Source organism: Martelella sp. FLE1502 (assembly GCF_053484255.1).
Genome location: NZ_JBAKFQ010000004.1, coordinates 87,232 through 103,820 on the forward strand (window position 1 = coordinate 87,232; position 16,589 = coordinate 103,820).

Consider the following 16,589-nt stretch of genomic DNA (forward strand, 5'->3'; position numbering starts at 1 on the left):
CGCCATGGACGGCAAGATGCTGGCCCGGCTCGGGGCTGTCGTATTCGTCGCCATCGCCATCACCGCCACGGTGATCGAGATGACCCGCAAGGACGATCCCGCGCCGGTCAGCACCACACCGGCGTTGCAACCGCCTTCCGATCCGCTCCGCGCGACGCTCCGCCGGTGCCAGCAGCTTGGGGAAGCAGCGACGAGCGATCCGGCCTGCCTTTCCGCATGGGCCGAGAGCCGCGACCGCTTTCTTGGCCGGACGCCCGCGCAGACCGCTCAGCGACAGAACGAGGAACAGTGATCCATGGGCGGAACCGGCGTCATCGACTCGTTTCTTGGGGTCTTCACCAGCTACATAGATTCCGGCTTCGGCCTACTCGGTGGGGAAGTGGCGTTTATCGCCACCACCCTGATTGTCATCGACGTGACGCTTGCCGCGCTGTTCTGGACCTGGGGCGCGGATGACGACATTATCGCAAGGCTGGTCAAGAAGACCCTGTTCGTCGGTGTCTTCGCCTACATCATCGGCAACTGGAACAACCTCGCCCGCATCGTCTTCGACTCATTCGCCGGTCTCGGTCTCATGGCGTCGGGCACGGGCTTCTCCGCTGCCGACCTCATGCGGCCAGGCCGGGTGGCACAGACCGGCCTCGATGCCGGCCGACCATTGCTCGATTCCATTTCCGACCTGATGGGCTACTGGTCGTTCTTCGAGAACTTCATCCAGATCGCCTGCCTGCTGTTCGCCTGGGCGCTGGTTATCCTCGCCTTCTTCATCCTCGCGATCCAGCTCTTCGTCACGCTGATCGAGTTCAAGCTGACCACGCTGGCCGGCTTCGTGCTGATCCCCTTCGGCCTGTTCGGCAAGACCGCCTTCATGGCCGAGCGTGTGCTTGGCAACGTAATCTCTTCCGGCATCAAGGTTCTGGTGTTGGCCGTCATCATCGGCATCGGCTCGACGCTGTTCTCGCAGTTCACGGCCGGTTTCGGCGGCGCGACCCCGACCATCGACGACGCCATGGCGATTGTGCTGGCAGCCCTGGCGCTGCTCGGCCTCGGCATCTTCGGACCCGGCATCGCCACCGGCCTTGTCTCGGGCGGCCCCCAGCTCGGCGCGGGCGCGGCCGTGGGCACCGGCCTCGCCGCCGGCGGCATGGTGCTGGCGGGCGGTGCGGCGGCGGGTGGCGCGGCGATGCTCGGCGCAAAAGGCGGCGCTGCCGCTTTGTCCGGCGGGGCCGCGGCCGTTCGCGGCGGCGCGACGGCCGCAGGAGCCGCTTCCGCAGCCTACAGCCTCGGCTCGCTCGGCCAGACTGGCGCGACCGGCGTCGCCTCCGGCGTTGGCGGCGTCGCTCGCGCGGCAGGATCGGCAGCCGTCTCACCTTTGAAACGCGCTGCCTCCCGCACGTCCGAAAGCGTCAAGTCCAGTTTCTCCGAAGGCGCCAAGGCCGGCTTCGGCGCGAGTGGTGGCACGTCCACCATGGGAACGGTCGGTGGAGCGGCGGAAGCATCCGCCCCTGCCGCGTCCGTCTCGGCCACAGGCGCACCGCCTGCCTGGGCGCAGCGGATGCGGCGCTCGCAGGCCATGAACCACGGCACGACCATGGCCGCGCACGCCGTCCGCTCCGGCGACAGCCACGGCTCCGGTTCCTCCGTCAACCTTTCCGAAAGTGACCGCTCATGAGCATCTTCAAACGACCCGCAGCCCATTACGGCAAGACGCCGGAACCCGAGACCCCCTATCAGAAGGCCGCGCAGGTCTGGGACGAGCGCATCGGCTCGGCCCGCGTGCAGGCCCGCAACTGGCGTTATATGGCCTTCGGTTCGCTGATCCTTTCAACGGGTTTCGCTGCTGCCCTCGTATGGCAATCGGCGCGCGGGACCGTGGTGCCCTGGGTGGTGCAGGTCGATGCGCTCGGCGAAGCCCAGACCGTCGCACCGGCGAACGCCGACTATCGCCCGACTGACCCGCAGATCGCTTTCCATCTCGGCCGCTTCATCGAGCAGGTCCGCGCCATCCCGGCCGATGCCATCATCGTCCGCCAGAACTGGCTTCGCGCCTACGAGTTCACCACCGACCGGGGCGCTGCGGCCCTGAACGACTATGCCCGCACCAACGATCCGTTCACGCGCGTCGGCCGCCAACAGATCGCCGTCGATGTGTCCAGCGTCATCCGGGCATCGCCGGGCTCCTTCCGCATCGCCTGGACCGAACGCCATTACGAAAACGGCCAGCTTTCCGGCACCGAGCGATGGACCGCGATCCTGACCATCGTGATCCAGCCGCCGCGCACCGCCGAACGCCTGCGCGCCAATCCGCTCGGCATCTACGTCAACGCAATCTCATGGTCGCGGGAGATGAGCCAATGACCCGCACGACGTTCCGTAAAGCCGGGTTTCCGGTTTTCCGCAAACCCGCTTTGGCGGCCTTGTTGCTTTCCGCCACGATGCTGGCCGGCTGCGCGACCAACCGGACCCCGCAATTCTCCTATGACGACGCCGTGCCGCCGCTGCCGACGCCGCCTGCGACTTCGACTGAGGACAGGCCCCGACCGCTGCATGTTCCGCCGGCCTGGACCGTCGCACGGGGCGGCGAGAGGGCGGGCACACCGACCGGCCGCGTCGAGAACGCCAATGCCGCCGCCCGCGTCGAACCGCGCCGGGAAGGCTACTATAACGCCATCCAGATTTACCCGTGGAGCGAAGGCGCACTCTATCAGGTCTATGCCGCCCCTGGTCAGATCACCAATATCGCATTGGAGCCAGGCGAAAACCTGACCGGCGCGGGACCGATCGCCGCCGGCGACACCGCCCGATGGATCATCGGCGACACCGAGAGCGGCAGCGGAACAAACCGCCGTGTCCATATCCTCGTGAAACCGACCCGCGACGACATCTCGACCAATCTTGTCGTCACCACCGACCGGCGCACCTACATGATTGAACTGCGCGCGCGGGAAGCCCTCTACATGCCTTCCGTTGCATGGGCCTATCCCGCGCCACCGGCAGGCCAGCGCCGAACCGTTCCGACCGCGCCAATCATCCCGGTCGAGGCGGCGAGGAACTATCGCTACGGATTGCAGGTGCAGGGCGACAGCCCGCCATGGCGGCCGGTTTCCGTCTTCGACGACGGCCGCCGCGTCTACATCGTCTTCCCGGCCGGGATCGTGCAGGGCGAAATGCCTCCGATCTTCGTCATGGGTGCCGATGGCGAACCGCAAATCGTCAATTCCCGCATCCACCGGAACGTCCTGATCGTGGACCGTCTGTTTGGCGCGGCCGAACTGCGCCTTGGCAGCGGCAACCGCCAGCAGGTCGTCAGGATCGTCCGTATCGAGCAACGGCAGGCCGCCGCTCAGCCCGCAGCCACCGGAGACTCGCCGTCATGACAGACAACCCGATCACCGACACCATCGCGCCCATGCGGCTGCGCGCAGAACCGCCCCGCGTCACCCGCCTGTCCCGCAAGATGCTGGCAGGCATTGGCGCCGTCGCGCTTCTCGGCATCGGCGGCGCACTGATCTATGCGCTCCAGACCCGCGATGCAGGACCGGGCGGCGAAGAACTCTATTCGACCGAGAACCGACCCACGGCGGACGGTTTGTTCGGCCTGCCGCGTGACTATACCGGCCCGGTGCTTGGTCCCGCGCTGCCCGGAGATTTGGGCCGCCCGATCCTTGATGCGCAGAACCGGGGGCAGCCCGTTGCAACACCGGCCATCACGACGCCCGCCGTCGATCCCGAAGAAGAACGCCGCCGAGCCGAGGAAGAAGCCGCGCGCTTGAGCAACGTCTTTTTCCAGTCCGGCCCGCGCACGGCAGCGCCGGCCGGCACCGCCATGCCCGGTCTGGCCGGTCTCGACCTTGGAGGACAGTCCACCTCGCAGGACCGGCACGCGTTTCTCAACGGGCCAGTGGATCGCCAGATCGTCGCGCCGGATCGTGTCACGCCGCCAGCATCGCCTTACATCCTTCAGGCGGGAGCAGTCATTCCCGCCGCGCTTATCACCGGCATCCGTTCCGATCTTCCGGGCCAGATCACCGCGCAGGTGACGGAGAACGTCTATGATAGCCCGACCGGCAGCTTGCTCCTGATCCCGCAGGGAACCCGCATCATCGGCCAATATGATGACGGCGTGACCTTCGGCCAGCGCCGCGTGTTGCTGGTCTGGAATCGCCTGATCCTGCCGGGCGGCCGTTCTATCGTCCTTGAGCGCCTGCCGGGTGCGGACGCCAGCGGCTATGCCGGGCTTGAGGATGGCGTCGATTATCACTGGTGGGATCTGATGAAGGCCGCCGGGCTGTCCACGCTGCTCGCAGTCGGCACGGAGCTGGCGACCAGCGACGAGGACCGGCTAATCCGCGCCATCCGCGACGGGGCGCAAGATACCGTCAATCAGGCAGGCCAGCAGATCGTCCAGCGCCAGTTGCAGGTCGCGCCCACGCTGACCATCCGGCCCGGTTTCCCAGTTAGGATCATCGTCACTCGTGACTTGATATTCGATAACACAGGAGGTTGACCATGACGAAACTGAAACTTGGCCCGCTGCCAGACGATAAACCCGTAAAAGTGACAGTGGAACTCCCCGCGCTGTTGCACCGCGATCTAGTCGCCTATGCCGAGGTTTTGGCACACGAGACCTGCCAGCCCGCGCCCGATCCTGTCAGGCTGATCATACCCATGCTGGAACGGTTCATCGCCACGGATCGTGGGTTTGCAAAGGCGCGACGGAGGCTTGGAGAGGGTGGGTTTCAACTTTCTGGTCCTAAACCATCTTGATGAAGTATCTGAAACATTTAATCAATTCGCAAGCGCCCCTAGTCCGCATGCTGCTTAAGATAGTCGATTATCGCACGCAGTGGAGGCGGCATCTGCCGGTGGCTTGGATGGAAGATATGTGCGCCGGCGAAGGGCGGGCTCCAGTCGCTGAGAGCCTCTTCCAAGGTGCCGGATGCGAGTTCTGCGGCCACATCGGTCTCTACATGCCAACCGATCCCTATCCCTTGGCGCACGGCGGCAAGCGCCAGATCTGTCGAGTTGCTGGTGAGTGGCCCGGACAGCCTTAGGCGAAGAGCCTTTCCATCCTTCTCGAAGTCCCAAGGCAGGATCGCCCCGCTTGATATCAGCCGGTAACCGATACAGGTATGGTGCTGTAATTCACGCGGATGCTTGGGCTTGCCATGTCTGCGCCAGTATTCAGGTGAGGCGACCACGATCGTTCGCATCGGAGGCCCAATTCTTATGGCAATCATATCCTTTTCGACATTTTCGCCAAGCCGTATACCTGCGTCAAACCCTGCTGCCACGATATCGGTCAGAGCATCATCGACGTTTACCTCGACGGACACCTCGGGGTTTACGATTAGAAAGCCTGGCAGCCTTTGGGCCAAAAAGCGCGAGGCGATCCAGTGGAATGTAGTTAGGCGAACTGTCCCTCTGGGTTTCTCTCGCCAGTGCGAGAGAGAGTTCAACCCGTCCTCAATCTGCGCCAGGGCAGGCTGAAGGCTGGCCAGAAGTGCGGTACCGGCATCTGTGGGCGCAACGGAGCGGGTGGAGCGAGCGAGTAGTCGAACGCCCAGCCTGTCTTCCAGCCCACGCATCGCATGGCTGAGGGCCGAGGCCGTGACTCCTAACTCCGCTGCCGCGGCGGTAAAACTCTGATGCCTTGCAACGGCATAAAATACGGTCAGATCATTGAGAGGTAATGGGGTCATTGCTGAATTATACTCACAAGCCCATGCAAGCCGGAACCGCTAATTTAAGAGGGTTCAGGGCACTATCTTCCGCTTCATAACAGCTGAGGAAGAAAATTATGACCATAACCACCTATCGCAGCTTCGGGCGCTCGGGCCTGATCGTCAGCCCGCTCGCTCTTGGAACCATGACCTTCGGAGCCGGACGCTGGGGCGCAGAAGAAGCGGGCGCGCGGTCGATTTTCGACCGCTATGTCGAGGCGGGCGGGAATATCGTCGATAGCGCCGATGTCTATTCGGGTGGTGCAAGCGAAGAGATGCTGGGCCGGTTCCTTAAGAACAGCGGTATGCGCGACCGTCTCGTCGTCTCTACCAAATCCGGGTTTTCCCGCTCGCAGGGACATCCAATGCATGCCGGAAACGGTGCCTTCAATGTCAGGCTGGGAATCGAAGGCTCGCTTAAGCGGCTCGGTACAGATCGTGTCGACCTTTATTGGGTGCATGTCTGGGATCGTACCACGCCAGCTGACGAAGTCCTGCGTACACTTTCTGATGCAGTGGCGCGAGGCGATATTCTTTATTACGGCTTTTCGAATACGCCTGCTTGGTATGTGGCGAAAGTGGCAACCTTGGCCATCGCTCATGGGTTGCCTGGTCCAGTCGGACTGCAGAATGCTTGGTCCCTAATTGACCGCGGGGTCGAGATGGATCTGTTGCCTATGGCGCAGGAGTTCGGCCTGGGCGTCATGCCTTGGAGTCCGCTGGCAGGAGGTCTTTTGAGCGGGAAATATGGTCGAGAGATGCTGGCTGAAGCGGGGCGGGTGGCCAGCGTGCCCGATCGTGCCATGGATACTGAAGTCGACAACAGCGACCGCCTGACTGGAGATAATCCCTATGGCGGGATGCTGTTTACCGAACGCAATTTCGATATTGTCGATGCTTTGAGCGCGGTGTCAAAAGAACTGGAGCGACCGATGGCGGAGGTCGCACTGGCTTGGGTGTTGTCGCGGCCTGGGGTCAGTTCATTGCTGTTAGGGGCAAGCCGCCCTGATCAGGTTACGTCAAATATGGCCGCACTTTCGTTGCAATTGTCCGACGACCACCAAGCTCGCCTGGAGGCCGCAAGTGCGCTACCGATGATCAACCCCTACTTCATCTTCCAGCTTCCACGGCAGATGCTGTTCGGCGGGGTGGATGTGCGGTCTTGGGGGCGTGCCTGAGTGCTCAGCGGGGCCTTAACGAGGACCCCGCCATTTTCCTCAGGAGTTGGGACACGAGGCCTCTGGGGAACGCTGGACTATTCATCGTTGCTTTCAAGTATATCGATCAGTTCGCCAATGCGTAAGCTAGGAAGCGGCCGCCCGGACCCCATCAGGGCTTCGTCATTGTTGAGCCAACCCCACGCCTCTCTAAGTTCATCTGCAGTTGCTCCTGTTGCAATAAGTTCGGCAGCAAGAGCCTCGTCTACAGGACCCAAAGTCATTTCTATTTCTTCGCGTTTCATTGGCACGAAACCTCCTTATATTCTTCGGAAAGAGAAAATGGAAAGTTCCATTCCAGCCGCACCACATGCCGATCAAACCGTCGTCGTATTCTCATAGCAAAATCGAGCTATGAGACACGCAGAAAAGAGCTTTCCGTATTGTCTGTGTGTGAACAAACGGCTCACAAATGAGTATCAGCCCTAAACTGCGTGAGACTGTAAAGAATGAAGCCTCGCACTCTGTTCCAGTCGATCAGTTGGTCGTCAGTACTTTGATTTCTCCTGTTCGTTCGAGAACATCGACAACTACCTTGGATTGTTTTCCGCGCAGGGCGATATCGACTGAGGCAGAACCCAAACGCAAATGACGAAGCACGACCTCCTCCAGAAAAGACGGAAGCACCGGCTGGTCCAGCATGAGTTGATCCGCTTGGGAATTGAAACCGAGGCCGATTACCGTAGCCAGTAAGAATAGAGGCGCTGCTGCAGCCCATGCCTGAGGTATGCAAGAGACGGGATAGAAGGTAGGGCCTTTGCCGCGTTGACGGACAAAGCCGCAATAGAGTTCGGGCAATCGCCGAAGGTCGATATAGGTTGAGGCGGCAAACAACGCTTCGAAGATATGCGCGGCTTCACTGCGGTATCCATAGCGCACGAAACCCGCCGCTATCAAGGCGTTATCGTGCGGCCATACCGAGCCGTTGTGATAACTCATCGGGTTGTAACGAGCCTCCGAGGCCGCAATAGTGCGCACGCCCCAACCGCAGAAGGAAGACTGAGCCATCAACGTCCGGACGACTTTCTCAGCACGCTCAGGAAACGCGATGCCGGTAAATAACGCGTGGCCGGCATTGGATGAACGGACCCGGCAGGGTTTCTTGTCACCGTCGAGCGCCAAGATATAACTCTGGAGCGCCTCGTCGAAAAATGCTTTGTCGAACCGGATTCGCAATGTTTCGGCCATCTGCTCGAAGCGAAGGGACTCTTGGTTTTTCTCCAGATGTCGGGCGATGTTCGCCGCCGCTCGCCAGGCACCGTAGACATAGGCTTGAACTTCTGTCAGTGCGATAGGGCCCTTGGCTAGCCTTCCATCTTCATGAAATACAGCGTCGTGACTGTCCTTCCAACCCTGATTGGCTAGACCTTTTTCGGAGCGGCTGCCATATTCGACGAAACCATCTCCGTCTCGATCACCGAAACGGGTGATCCATTTGAGCGCTGCAGAGATGTTCGGCCACAGGCCGCGCAGGGTGTCGATGTCTCCCGTTCTTTCGAGATAGGCGCCAGCAAGCATGACGAATAACGGCGTTGAATCAATGCTGCCATAATAACGCCGGAAGGGCACTTCCCCCAGTTCGGCCATCTCGCCATAGCGCATCTCATGCAGTATCTTGCCGGGTTCGGCGTCGGACAGGGGGTCGAAATCCGTTGCCTGATTGGCCGCGAGGTGCTTCAGTACACCGCGCGCAATCGCGGGATCGAGCCATAGGGTTTCCAGCGCCGTTATCAACGCGTCGCGGCCAAAGACCGTGCTGAACCAAGGGATGCCGGCATACGGATAGGGTCCCTCCGGCGTATCGGTGAGAAGCATATAGAGATCTGCAATGCTGCGGCGCACGGCTTCATTGAATATCTCGTTGGAGGTTTCGATTGAGGCGGCGCGGGCGGAGGATTTGCGCAGCGCCCGTCTCGCCCGCCGCAGGGCAGAGAAGAACGCCTTCCTTGGCGGTCCTTTTTCCTCTCCGCTTTCATCGCATATAATCTCTATGAAAAGGGAGCGTGATTCACGCGGCGCAAGCGTGATCCTATACTTGGCGCGATCCCCACTTATTTCTTGGGGTTCAGGATCGAAAACTAGGGTGGTCGAGCGTGTTCGTCCGTCGAGTCCGTGATAAGCGAGATGCACACGATCTTTTGCAACTTCCGGTTCCGTCATCTCTCCGCGTTTGTTTCGTTCCTTGCCGCGAATTTCGAACAGGTCGGCAAAGTCGGCTGCAAATGCGATATCGAGACGGATTGTGCATTCTTTATCATCAAAATTGCGCAGTAAAAGCCTTTCGTAGCAGACACCGTTAAGCAAAAATCGCGTCTTGCGGATATGTAGCAGGTCGTGGCTAAGCATCTCGCCACCCCCAAGAGGGATTTCGGGATTGGTGAGGTCGCAGCTTAACGTGGCATTGTCATCGCGTAACGTTGACGACAATAGCAGCGGATGACGGCCGTTGACTGTCAGGCTCAGGTAAGAAAGATGTCGCGTGTCACGGTGGAATATCCCTTCTGGGTTGCCAGGCCACGAGATGGCGTCACCGTTATTGTCGAAGACGGCGAACGTATCACCATGTTTGAGTGTTCGCGAGCCGCGTTCGTAGCGAACAGCGGTTTCGGGAACACTATTTGCCTGGTTGCCATCGGAGCCAGCCGGAGCTGGCTCCTTTCCTTCAATCAATGCGTTTGCGGTAACCATGTCCGAAGCTCCTGCATCAGGCGTGGGTCAGGCTGTGTCGCCAATCGCAAAGGAGGTAGCATTGCCATTGGCAGCGTGAAGCGGCATTTGTCCGACTGCCTTGTATCGGTTGACAAGCGATCGGTAGATGTCGACATAGTCATTTGCCATTCTCCTTGATGTGAAGCGTTTCTCGAAGGTGTTGCGCACTGTTTTGCGGTCGAATTCTTCCAGTTTTCTGACGGCATCTACCGCCTCCTCAAGGTTGTGGACAATGAAGCCGGAAACGCCGTCATCTATGACTTCGGGAACTGAACCGCAGTTGAAAGCTATGACAGGGGTGCCACAAGCCATCGCCTCAATCATCACCAGTCCGAACGGTTCCGGCCAGTCGATAGGAAACAGCAGCGCGCGTGCATTCCCGAGAAAATCGGCTTTTTGTGCCTCGTTGATCTCGCCGACATATTCAACATTGTCGTGTTTTTGGATGAGAGGTGCGATTTCGTCCCGCCAATAGGCTTCGTCGGCCTTGTCAATCTTGGCTGCGATCTTCAGTCTCATTCCCGTGCGCGCGGCGACGGCGATTGCCCGGTCGGGTCGTTTTTCAGGAGAAATACGGCCAAGGAAAGCGAGATAGTCCCCTTTGGGTTTTTCTGTGAAGGGCAAAACGTCTGCTGTCAGACCATGGTAGACCGTTCCAGCCCAGTTGACCGGAGGCATCGGACGGCGTTGGCCGTCGGAAATCGAGACGAGAGGAACGTTCGGAAAGGACGCGTAAAAAGGCTTGAGGTCAGGCAGATCGAGCCGTCCGTGCAGTGTGGTCACGGTTTTGCCAGCAAATGTACTGATCAGAGGGAAGTGCAAAAGGTCGATGTGAAAATGCAGAATATCGAATTCATCAGCACGCTTGCGTACCTCTTCGAGCATCATAACATGATACGGGATCGGGTCCTGAATGGCCGGGTTGAGCCTCAACGCCATGTTAGAACAACGCACGAGTTTGGCGGATGTCACGGAATCTCCGCTCGCAAACAGTGTAACGTCATGGCCCTGCCTAACCAGTTCTTCCGTCAGATAGGAGACGATGCGTTCTGTTCCACCGTAGAGCTTTGGTGGGACTCGTTCTGCCAATGGTGCAATCTGTGCGATTTTCATCAAAAAACCTCCTTTGAGAAGCGAAGTTCAGACAATGAAAACACCGGAGGCGGGTTTGCCGCCTGCGATCCGGACACCAGTAAGGCTGCCCGGGTCAATATCTTCGGGAGGATTGCAGAAGCGCTCCGCCGCTTGCTCTAGCAAACAACCTGCCGCCGTGCAGAATAGGCCAACAAGGTCAGACGGAAACGGTCTCGCAAACGCTCCTTCCGATCAATGACAGCGATCTAATGATCATCCACGCATCAACGTGGCGGCTATAGATTTAGGCAGTGTGGCGATCTGTTCAATAGTCGCGATTCCTTTTTTTGGCACTCTTGGCGCTAGAGTGCTAAAAGGTTCATTGAACACAAGAAACCTTTGCCTATATCGTTCGCGTGATGGAAAGGGATCACGAACCGATGTTGAAAGGAACATCATTTTCCTCAGGCGATATTTCTCAGTCTTTGTGGGATCTGCGTGAAAGATTTCATGCGGAGCCGGATTGCTTCGCTCTGTTTTTCGACATTGACGGCACGCTGCTCGACCTCGCGCCGACACCAGATTCTGTTGTGGCGCCAGAGGGGCTTTCTGAAAATCTGGCAGCGCTGTCTGATCGCACTGCCGGAGCCTTGGCACTTCTGACGGGCAGAAGTATAGCCTTCGCAGATAAACTTTTTTCTCCACACCAATTTGCCTTGGCCGGACTCCATGGTGCTCAGCTTCGATATGCCGATGGAACATACTACGCGACCAAACCCTCGCGAAGTTTCGATGCTGCCAAAGCCTTGTTGAAGGCCCAACGGCCCGAGCCCGAAAAAGTGATCTTTGAAGATAAAGGCGCAGCTGTTGCGCTTCACTATCGTCTGGCGCCAGATCTGGCACCAACCGTGAAGGCATTAATGAAGAAAGCCGCCCGCGTTGCGGGTGGTGGTTGGCAAATTCAACATGGGAAGATGGTAATCGAATTGAGGCCCGCTATGGCGAACAAGGGAGAGGCCCTCAAATGTTTCATGAAAACTCCGATTTTTAAGGGACGCCTGCCGGTTGCCGTCGGTGATGATCTCACGGACGAAGATATGTTCATCGCGGCAAAGCGGATGGGCGGAACGGCAATCCGCATCGGTCACAATATAGCTGACACCGCTGCAGACATGGTGCTTCCGTCGCCCTTTGCCCTTCGCGCTTGTCTCAGGTCGGTTGCCGGTAGTCGGTCGCAAAGTGGGAGGCAGAAGGATGAGTAGGCTTATCGTCGTTTCGAACCGGGTTCCCTTGCCGGACAAGAATGGCAATCCTCCACCGGGTGGGCTTGCCATAGCCCTGCACGCGGCGCTGGAAAAGCAGAACGGCCTGTGGATGGGGTGGTCTGGTCGGCAGTGTAGCGGTACTGAACAGCCTTCTTTAATCAGGCAGCGGATCGGAAGGATCGACTACGCGCTGACGGATCTGACGAAGAAGGATATTTCCGAATATTACAATGGCTTCGCCAACCGCGTACTCTGGCCGACCTTTCACTGCCGTCTGGATCTCAGTGAATATGCCCGGAGTGAAATGTCCGGCTATTATCGCGTCAACCGGCTTTTCGCCGACTTGCTGATGCCGCTGATCGAGCCGGATGACGTAATTTGGGTTCACGACTACCATCTGATCCCGCTAGCGGAAGAGTTGCGTATGCGCGGCTGTGCCAACAAGATTGGCTTTTTCCTCCATATTCCATGGCCTCCGGCGGATATTCTGTTTGCAATGCCGGTTTATGACGTGATCCTGCGGGGGCTTTCTTCATATGATCTGGTTGGATTCCACACTGACTACGACGTCGGCAATTTTTCCGAATGTCTTCGTCGGGAGGGTGTCGGCGAGCGGCTGGAAAAGAATAGTTGCCGTGCATATGGCAGGGTTTTCCGCTGCAGTGCCTTTCCGATCAGCATCGACACTGCCGAGTTCGAACGGCTGGCGGTTGACGCGGTGGATGATCCGTTGGTCGTCCGCACGAAGATGAGCCTTGGCGCCAGTGATCTGGTGATCGGCGTCGACCGGCTCGATTATTCTAAAGGTATTACTCAGCGTATTGACGCCTTCCACCGTTTTTTACGTGAAAATCCTTCGCGCTTGGGCAAGACGACATTGCTACAGGTCACACCGAAGTCGCGTTCCAACGTGCCCGAATACGCCGCCATGCAGAAAGCGGTGGCTGAATTGGCAGGCCGTGTTAACGGAGAACTCGGTACGGTTGACTGGTCACCAGTGCGCTATATCAATCAGTCTCTCGGGCGCGCGCCTCTTGCCGGTCTGTATCGGCGGGCGCGTGTGGGGCTGGTGACGCCGTTACGGGATGGTATGAATCTCGTCGCTAAGGAATATGTCGCCGCACAGGCACCGGATGATCCGGGTGTATTGGTGCTTTCACGTTTTGCGGGTGCGGCGCGTGAACTCGACAGTGCCTTGATCGTTAACCCATATGACCTTGACGCCGTAGCTTCGGCTGTTAATGCCGCGCTTTCCATGCCGCGTGAGGCGCGCCAGGAACGTTGGCGTGCAATGATCGAGAAGCTGCGTGCCAATGATGTTTTTTCCTGGTGTAAAAGCTTCCTCAATGCGCTCAGCTGCGATTGACGCTTAAAACGTTAGCTTGGAAGTGAGAACGGGAGAGGTACTAACCGGTTCGACAAGTATTGATGGCAACCTTGTGTCAGTAGTGAGTTGGGAATCAAAGAATGGCCGGAAGAGAGCATACGATAATGAGGTTCCTGTCGCTGCTCATCAGCATCGCTCTGCTGGATATCGGCAACGGGCTGCAACAGACCGTAATCGGATTGCGAGCGCGGATCGAGGGATACTCCGACGAAACTGTGGGCGTTATGATGTCGGCCTATTTCGTTGGCTTTGTTTTGGGTTCGCTCTTTGCCCCTCGGGTCATACAGCAGGTTGGTCATATCAGGGCGTTTGCGGCCTTTGCCTCGGCGATCTCGGCCATCGCCCTCTGCTTTGTACTCGTCATCTCACCGTCTGCCTGGATTGTGCTTCGCATAGTGCAAGGAGCCTGCTACGCCGGGGCGGTAATCGTGGTCGAAAGCTGGTTAAACGCGGCAACTGAGCGCAGCGCGCGTGGTCGCGTTCTTGCCGTCTATATGGTCGTGATCTATAGCGCGTGGGCTCTAAGCCAGCCGCTTGTAGCGATCGCCTCTCCAAAGGGATTCGTCCTGTTTGCTCTGGTGTCGATCTGCTTGTCTTTGTCACTTGTTCCCATAACGCTCTCGCGAACTGGTGATCCAGGCGTGGTCAGCGCCAAGCGGCTGGGGCTTGTACGGCTGATTGCGATCTCTCCAACAGCGTTGGTCGGCTCGTTCGTTCTAGGTGCAGTGGTCGCGGCCTTTTTCGGAATGGGGCCGGTGGTCGGGCAGAGCGCGGGGCTCAGTGACGCCGAAATTGGCGTGCTTCTGTCCGCCCCCCTGGTCGGAGCGCTTGTCTTTCAGTGGCCGCTCGGATGGCTGTCCGACATGATGGATCGAAGGTATATCATCCTGGGTGGAAGTCTGGCCGCTGCGCTGTTTTCCATGCTGCTAGCCGGCAGTCTTGGCGTGTCACCAATGCCTTTTGTTCTGGTTTTGTGCTTTCTACTTGGAGGTGCCATCATGCCGCTCTACTCGGTCTGTTTGGCCGAGGCCAACGACCGCATCGATGAAAGCGAATTGATCGCCGCCGCCGGCGGATTCGTTCTGATTTATGGCGTTGGTTCGGCAGCCGGGCCTGTGACCGCCAGTCTGGTCATGGGGCAGGTTGGCGCGTCCGGTCTGTTTTTTGCCATGACGGCGGTACTGATGGCCTTTGCCCTTTTCGGCGCTCTGCGCATTCGTCGACGCAAGAAAACAGCGGCGGCTGATAAACAAAGTTATGTCGCCACGCCTAGCACCAGCCATGCAGCGTTGCCACTGCACCGCCATGGAACGGGCGAGGCTGAAGGCAAAAAGGCACCGCAATGAGGCGGTGCCCTTGTTTGGTAGCGCCCAAGTTCGGCGATCATGTCTTCTGCTGGGGCTTCACCACGCGTTCGGCGACGGCCTGCAGATCGGCTTCTACCAGGGTTTCACGCGCTAGTAGATCGCACGCCGCCTCCTCGAGGAGGGACCGGTTGGCTTCGATCAGTTCGACCGTGCGAGCAAAAATTTGCTCGATCAGGCTCCGCACCACTTTGTCCATGTGTTCGGCCGTGGCCTCGCTATAGCGCCGGGCGGCCCATGCCTGTTGGTCTCCGGTGGCGAGAAAGCCTGGCCGATCGCTGTCATAGCAGACATGACCGAGTTCTGGATCCATGCCGTAGCGTCCGACGATAGCGCGGGCGATGTCGGTGGCCTTGACCAGGTCGTCGGCGGCTCCGGTTGACAGGTGACCGTAGACGGTCTTTTCCGCCGCCCGTCCGCCAAGGAGCACGGCGATCTTGCTTTCAAGTTCATCACGGGTCATCAGGAAGCGATCCTCGGTAGGGCGCTGGATGGTATAGCCGAGAGCGCCAATGCCTCGCGGTATGATTGACACCTTGTGGACAGGGTCGACGCCGGGCAGCGCCATCGCTACCAGTGCGTGACCCATCTCGTGATAGGCGACGATCTCGCGTTCGCGTGGATTGAGAACCCGATTCTTCTTCTCCAGTCCCGCGACGATCCGCTCGACGGCATTGCTGAAATCCGTCATCGCCACGGCGTCAGCCTTGCGCCGGGTGGCGAGCAGGGCGGCCTCGTTGACGAGATTGGCGAGGTCTGCGCCGGAAAAGCCGGGCGTCAGCGCAGCCACGTTTTCAGCGTCGACATCATCGGCAAGGCCGACCTTTTTCATATGCACTTTTAGAATTGCGATTCGCCCTTTCTTGTCGGGCTTGTCGACTAGAACCTGGCGGTCGAAGCGACCGGCACGCAATAGAGCGGGATCGAGGATTTCGGGTCGGTTAGTGGCTGCGAGTAACACGATGCCGGAGGTGGAATCGAAGCCGTCTAGCTCAGTCAGCAACTGGTTCAGCGTCTGTTCGCGCTCGTCATTGCCGCCCGGATGCTGGCCGGATGCACGAGCACGTCCGAGTGCGTCCAGTTCATCGATGAAGATGATTGCCGGGGCGTTCTTGCGGGCCTGTTCGAACAGATCACGCACGCGCGCAGCACCAACGCCCACAAACATTTCGACGAATTCCGAACCGGAGATCGATAGGAAGGTCACGCCCGCTTCTCCCGCCACGGCGCGCGCCAGAAGCGTCTTGCCGGTGCCGGGCGGACCAACCAGAAGCACACCTTTGGGAATGCGCGCGCCGAGCCTGCCATGGCTTTCTGGGTCCTTCAGAAATTCGACGATCTCCTCAAGTTCGGCCTTGGATTCATCAACGCCGGCAACATCGGCGAAGCTCACACCAGTTTCTTTCTCCATGTAAACCTTGGCGCGGCTCTTGCCGACCTGCATGAAACCGCCGAGTCCCTGCTTTTCGGCGAATTTTCGGAAAAGCAGCATCCAGATCGCGAAGAATATCAGCGCCGGGACGATCCATGAAAGGAGCGTGTTCAGCCAAGTATTCTGCGGCAGGCCGGTAATGTCGACATCGGACTTGTCGATGCGGTCAAGGATCGCCGGATCAACGATTGTGGTGACGAATTGTCTGTGTCCGTCGACCGGCTCGGAGAATGTTCCGAAGATCCGGTCGGCACCGACGGCGACGTTGTTGATGCGGTCTTCCTGAAGATAGGTTTCAAACTGACTGTAACTGATCGGTACAACGTTGCGTGTGCCGACAACGTAATTGTGAATGAAGATGACGGCCAAAAAGGCCAAGACCCAATACCAGATGTTGAATTCGGTTTTCTTCTCCATC

15 protein-coding genes are annotated in these 16,589 nt (G+C 58.9%); 10 read left to right on the forward strand and 5 right to left on the reverse strand.

Annotated elements, in window-relative coordinates; all coding sequences use genetic code 11:
- The first annotated feature begins 4 nt into the window (after window positions 1-4).
- Genes trbK-alt through V6767_RS05050 form a run of 6 tightly spaced genes read left to right on the forward strand, consistent with a single transcriptional unit; the run spans window position 5 to window position 4,767 of the window.
- Entirely contained in the window at window positions 5-292 is a 288-nt protein-coding gene (gene trbK-alt / locus V6767_RS05025; protein WP_448472444.1) for a putative entry exclusion protein TrbK-alt, read from the forward strand.
- 3 nt (window positions 293-295) lie between these two features.
- Window positions 296-1,672 carry a P-type conjugative transfer protein TrbL gene (gene trbL, locus V6767_RS05030; RefSeq protein WP_448472445.1) on the forward strand — a complete coding sequence of 459 codons (1,377 nt, stop codon included), beginning with the start codon at window positions 296-298 and terminating at the stop codon, window positions 1,670-1,672.
- Window positions 1,669-2,358 carry a conjugal transfer protein TrbF gene (gene trbF / locus V6767_RS05035; protein ID WP_448472446.1) on the forward strand — a complete coding sequence of 230 codons (690 nt, stop codon included), beginning with the start codon at window positions 1,669-1,671 and terminating at the stop codon, window positions 2,356-2,358. Before trbL ends, trbF begins: the two co-directional genes overlap by 4 nt.
- The gene (gene trbG / locus V6767_RS05040; protein ID WP_448472447.1) at window positions 2,355-3,377 is read left to right on the forward strand and encodes a P-type conjugative transfer protein TrbG; all 1,023 of its coding nucleotides are present in this window, start codon (window positions 2,355-2,357) and stop codon (window positions 3,375-3,377) included. The genes trbF and trbG overlap by 4 nt, the downstream gene beginning before the upstream one ends.
- A complete protein-coding gene (locus V6767_RS05045) occupies window positions 3,374-4,507 on the forward strand; it encodes a TrbI/VirB10 family protein (protein WP_448472448.1) in 1,134 nt (377 codons plus the stop codon). The genes trbG and V6767_RS05045 overlap by 4 nt, the downstream gene beginning before the upstream one ends.
- 2 nt (window positions 4,508-4,509) lie before the next feature.
- Window positions 4,510-4,767: a DUF2274 domain-containing protein gene (locus tag V6767_RS05050; RefSeq protein ID WP_448472449.1), complete on the forward strand. Its 258-nt coding sequence runs from the start codon at window positions 4,510-4,512 to the stop codon at window positions 4,765-4,767.
- Between the two features lie 38 nt (window positions 4,768-4,805).
- On the opposite strand, the gene V6767_RS05055 is transcribed toward V6767_RS05050, so the two are convergent.
- Window positions 4,806-5,702 carry a LysR family transcriptional regulator gene (locus V6767_RS05055; protein ID WP_448472450.1) on the reverse strand — a complete coding sequence of 299 codons (897 nt, stop codon included), beginning with the start codon at window positions 5,700-5,702 and terminating at the stop codon, window positions 4,806-4,808.
- 98 nt (window positions 5,703-5,800) lie between these two features.
- Between V6767_RS05055 and V6767_RS05060 the strand changes: the two genes are divergently transcribed.
- Complete coding sequence (locus tag V6767_RS05060; RefSeq protein WP_448472451.1) at window positions 5,801-6,901, forward strand: aldo/keto reductase; 1,101 nt, start codon at window positions 5,801-5,803, stop codon at window positions 6,899-6,901.
- Window positions 6,902-6,978: 77 nt separating this feature from the next.
- On the opposite strand, the gene V6767_RS05065 is transcribed toward V6767_RS05060, so the two are convergent.
- The 3 genes from V6767_RS05065 to V6767_RS05075 all read right to left on the reverse strand — a co-directional run bounded on the left by V6767_RS05065 (window position 6,979) and on the right by V6767_RS05075 (window position 10,762).
- Window positions 6,979-7,185 (reverse strand): hypothetical protein, encoded by a 207-nt coding sequence (locus V6767_RS05065; RefSeq protein WP_448472452.1) that lies wholly within the window; start codon window positions 7,183-7,185, stop codon window positions 6,979-6,981.
- Between the two features lie 232 nt (window positions 7,186-7,417).
- The gene (locus V6767_RS05070) at window positions 7,418-9,628 is read right to left on the reverse strand and encodes an amylo-alpha-1,6-glucosidase (protein WP_448472453.1); all 2,211 of its coding nucleotides are present in this window, start codon (window positions 9,626-9,628) and stop codon (window positions 7,418-7,420) included.
- Between the two features lie 27 nt (window positions 9,629-9,655).
- A complete protein-coding gene (locus V6767_RS05075) occupies window positions 9,656-10,762 on the reverse strand; it encodes a glycosyltransferase family 4 protein (protein WP_448472454.1) in 1,107 nt (368 codons plus the stop codon).
- Between the two features lie 401 nt (window positions 10,763-11,163).
- Here V6767_RS05075 and otsB point away from each other — a divergent pair, with 401 nt between their 5' ends.
- The 3 genes from otsB (at window position 11,164) to V6767_RS05090 (ending at window position 14,721) form a co-directional block, all read left to right on the forward strand.
- Window positions 11,164-11,985 (forward strand): trehalose-phosphatase, encoded by an 822-nt coding sequence (gene otsB, locus V6767_RS05080; RefSeq protein WP_448472455.1) that lies wholly within the window; start codon window positions 11,164-11,166, stop codon window positions 11,983-11,985.
- Window positions 11,978-13,354: an alpha,alpha-trehalose-phosphate synthase (UDP-forming) gene (gene otsA, locus V6767_RS05085; protein ID WP_448472456.1), complete on the forward strand. Its 1,377-nt coding sequence runs from the start codon at window positions 11,978-11,980 to the stop codon at window positions 13,352-13,354. Before otsB ends, otsA begins: the two co-directional genes overlap by 8 nt.
- Before the next feature lie 101 nt (window positions 13,355-13,455).
- Entirely contained in the window at window positions 13,456-14,721 is a 1,266-nt protein-coding gene (locus V6767_RS05090) for an MFS transporter (RefSeq protein WP_448472457.1), read from the forward strand.
- Window positions 14,722-14,758: 37 nt separating this feature from the next.
- Here the strand turns inward: V6767_RS05090 and ftsH are convergent, their stop codons facing one another.
- Entirely contained in the window at window positions 14,759-16,588 is a 1,830-nt protein-coding gene (ftsH, locus tag V6767_RS05095; RefSeq protein WP_448472458.1) for an ATP-dependent zinc metalloprotease FtsH, read from the reverse strand.
- Window position 16,589: the final 1 nt, after the last annotated feature.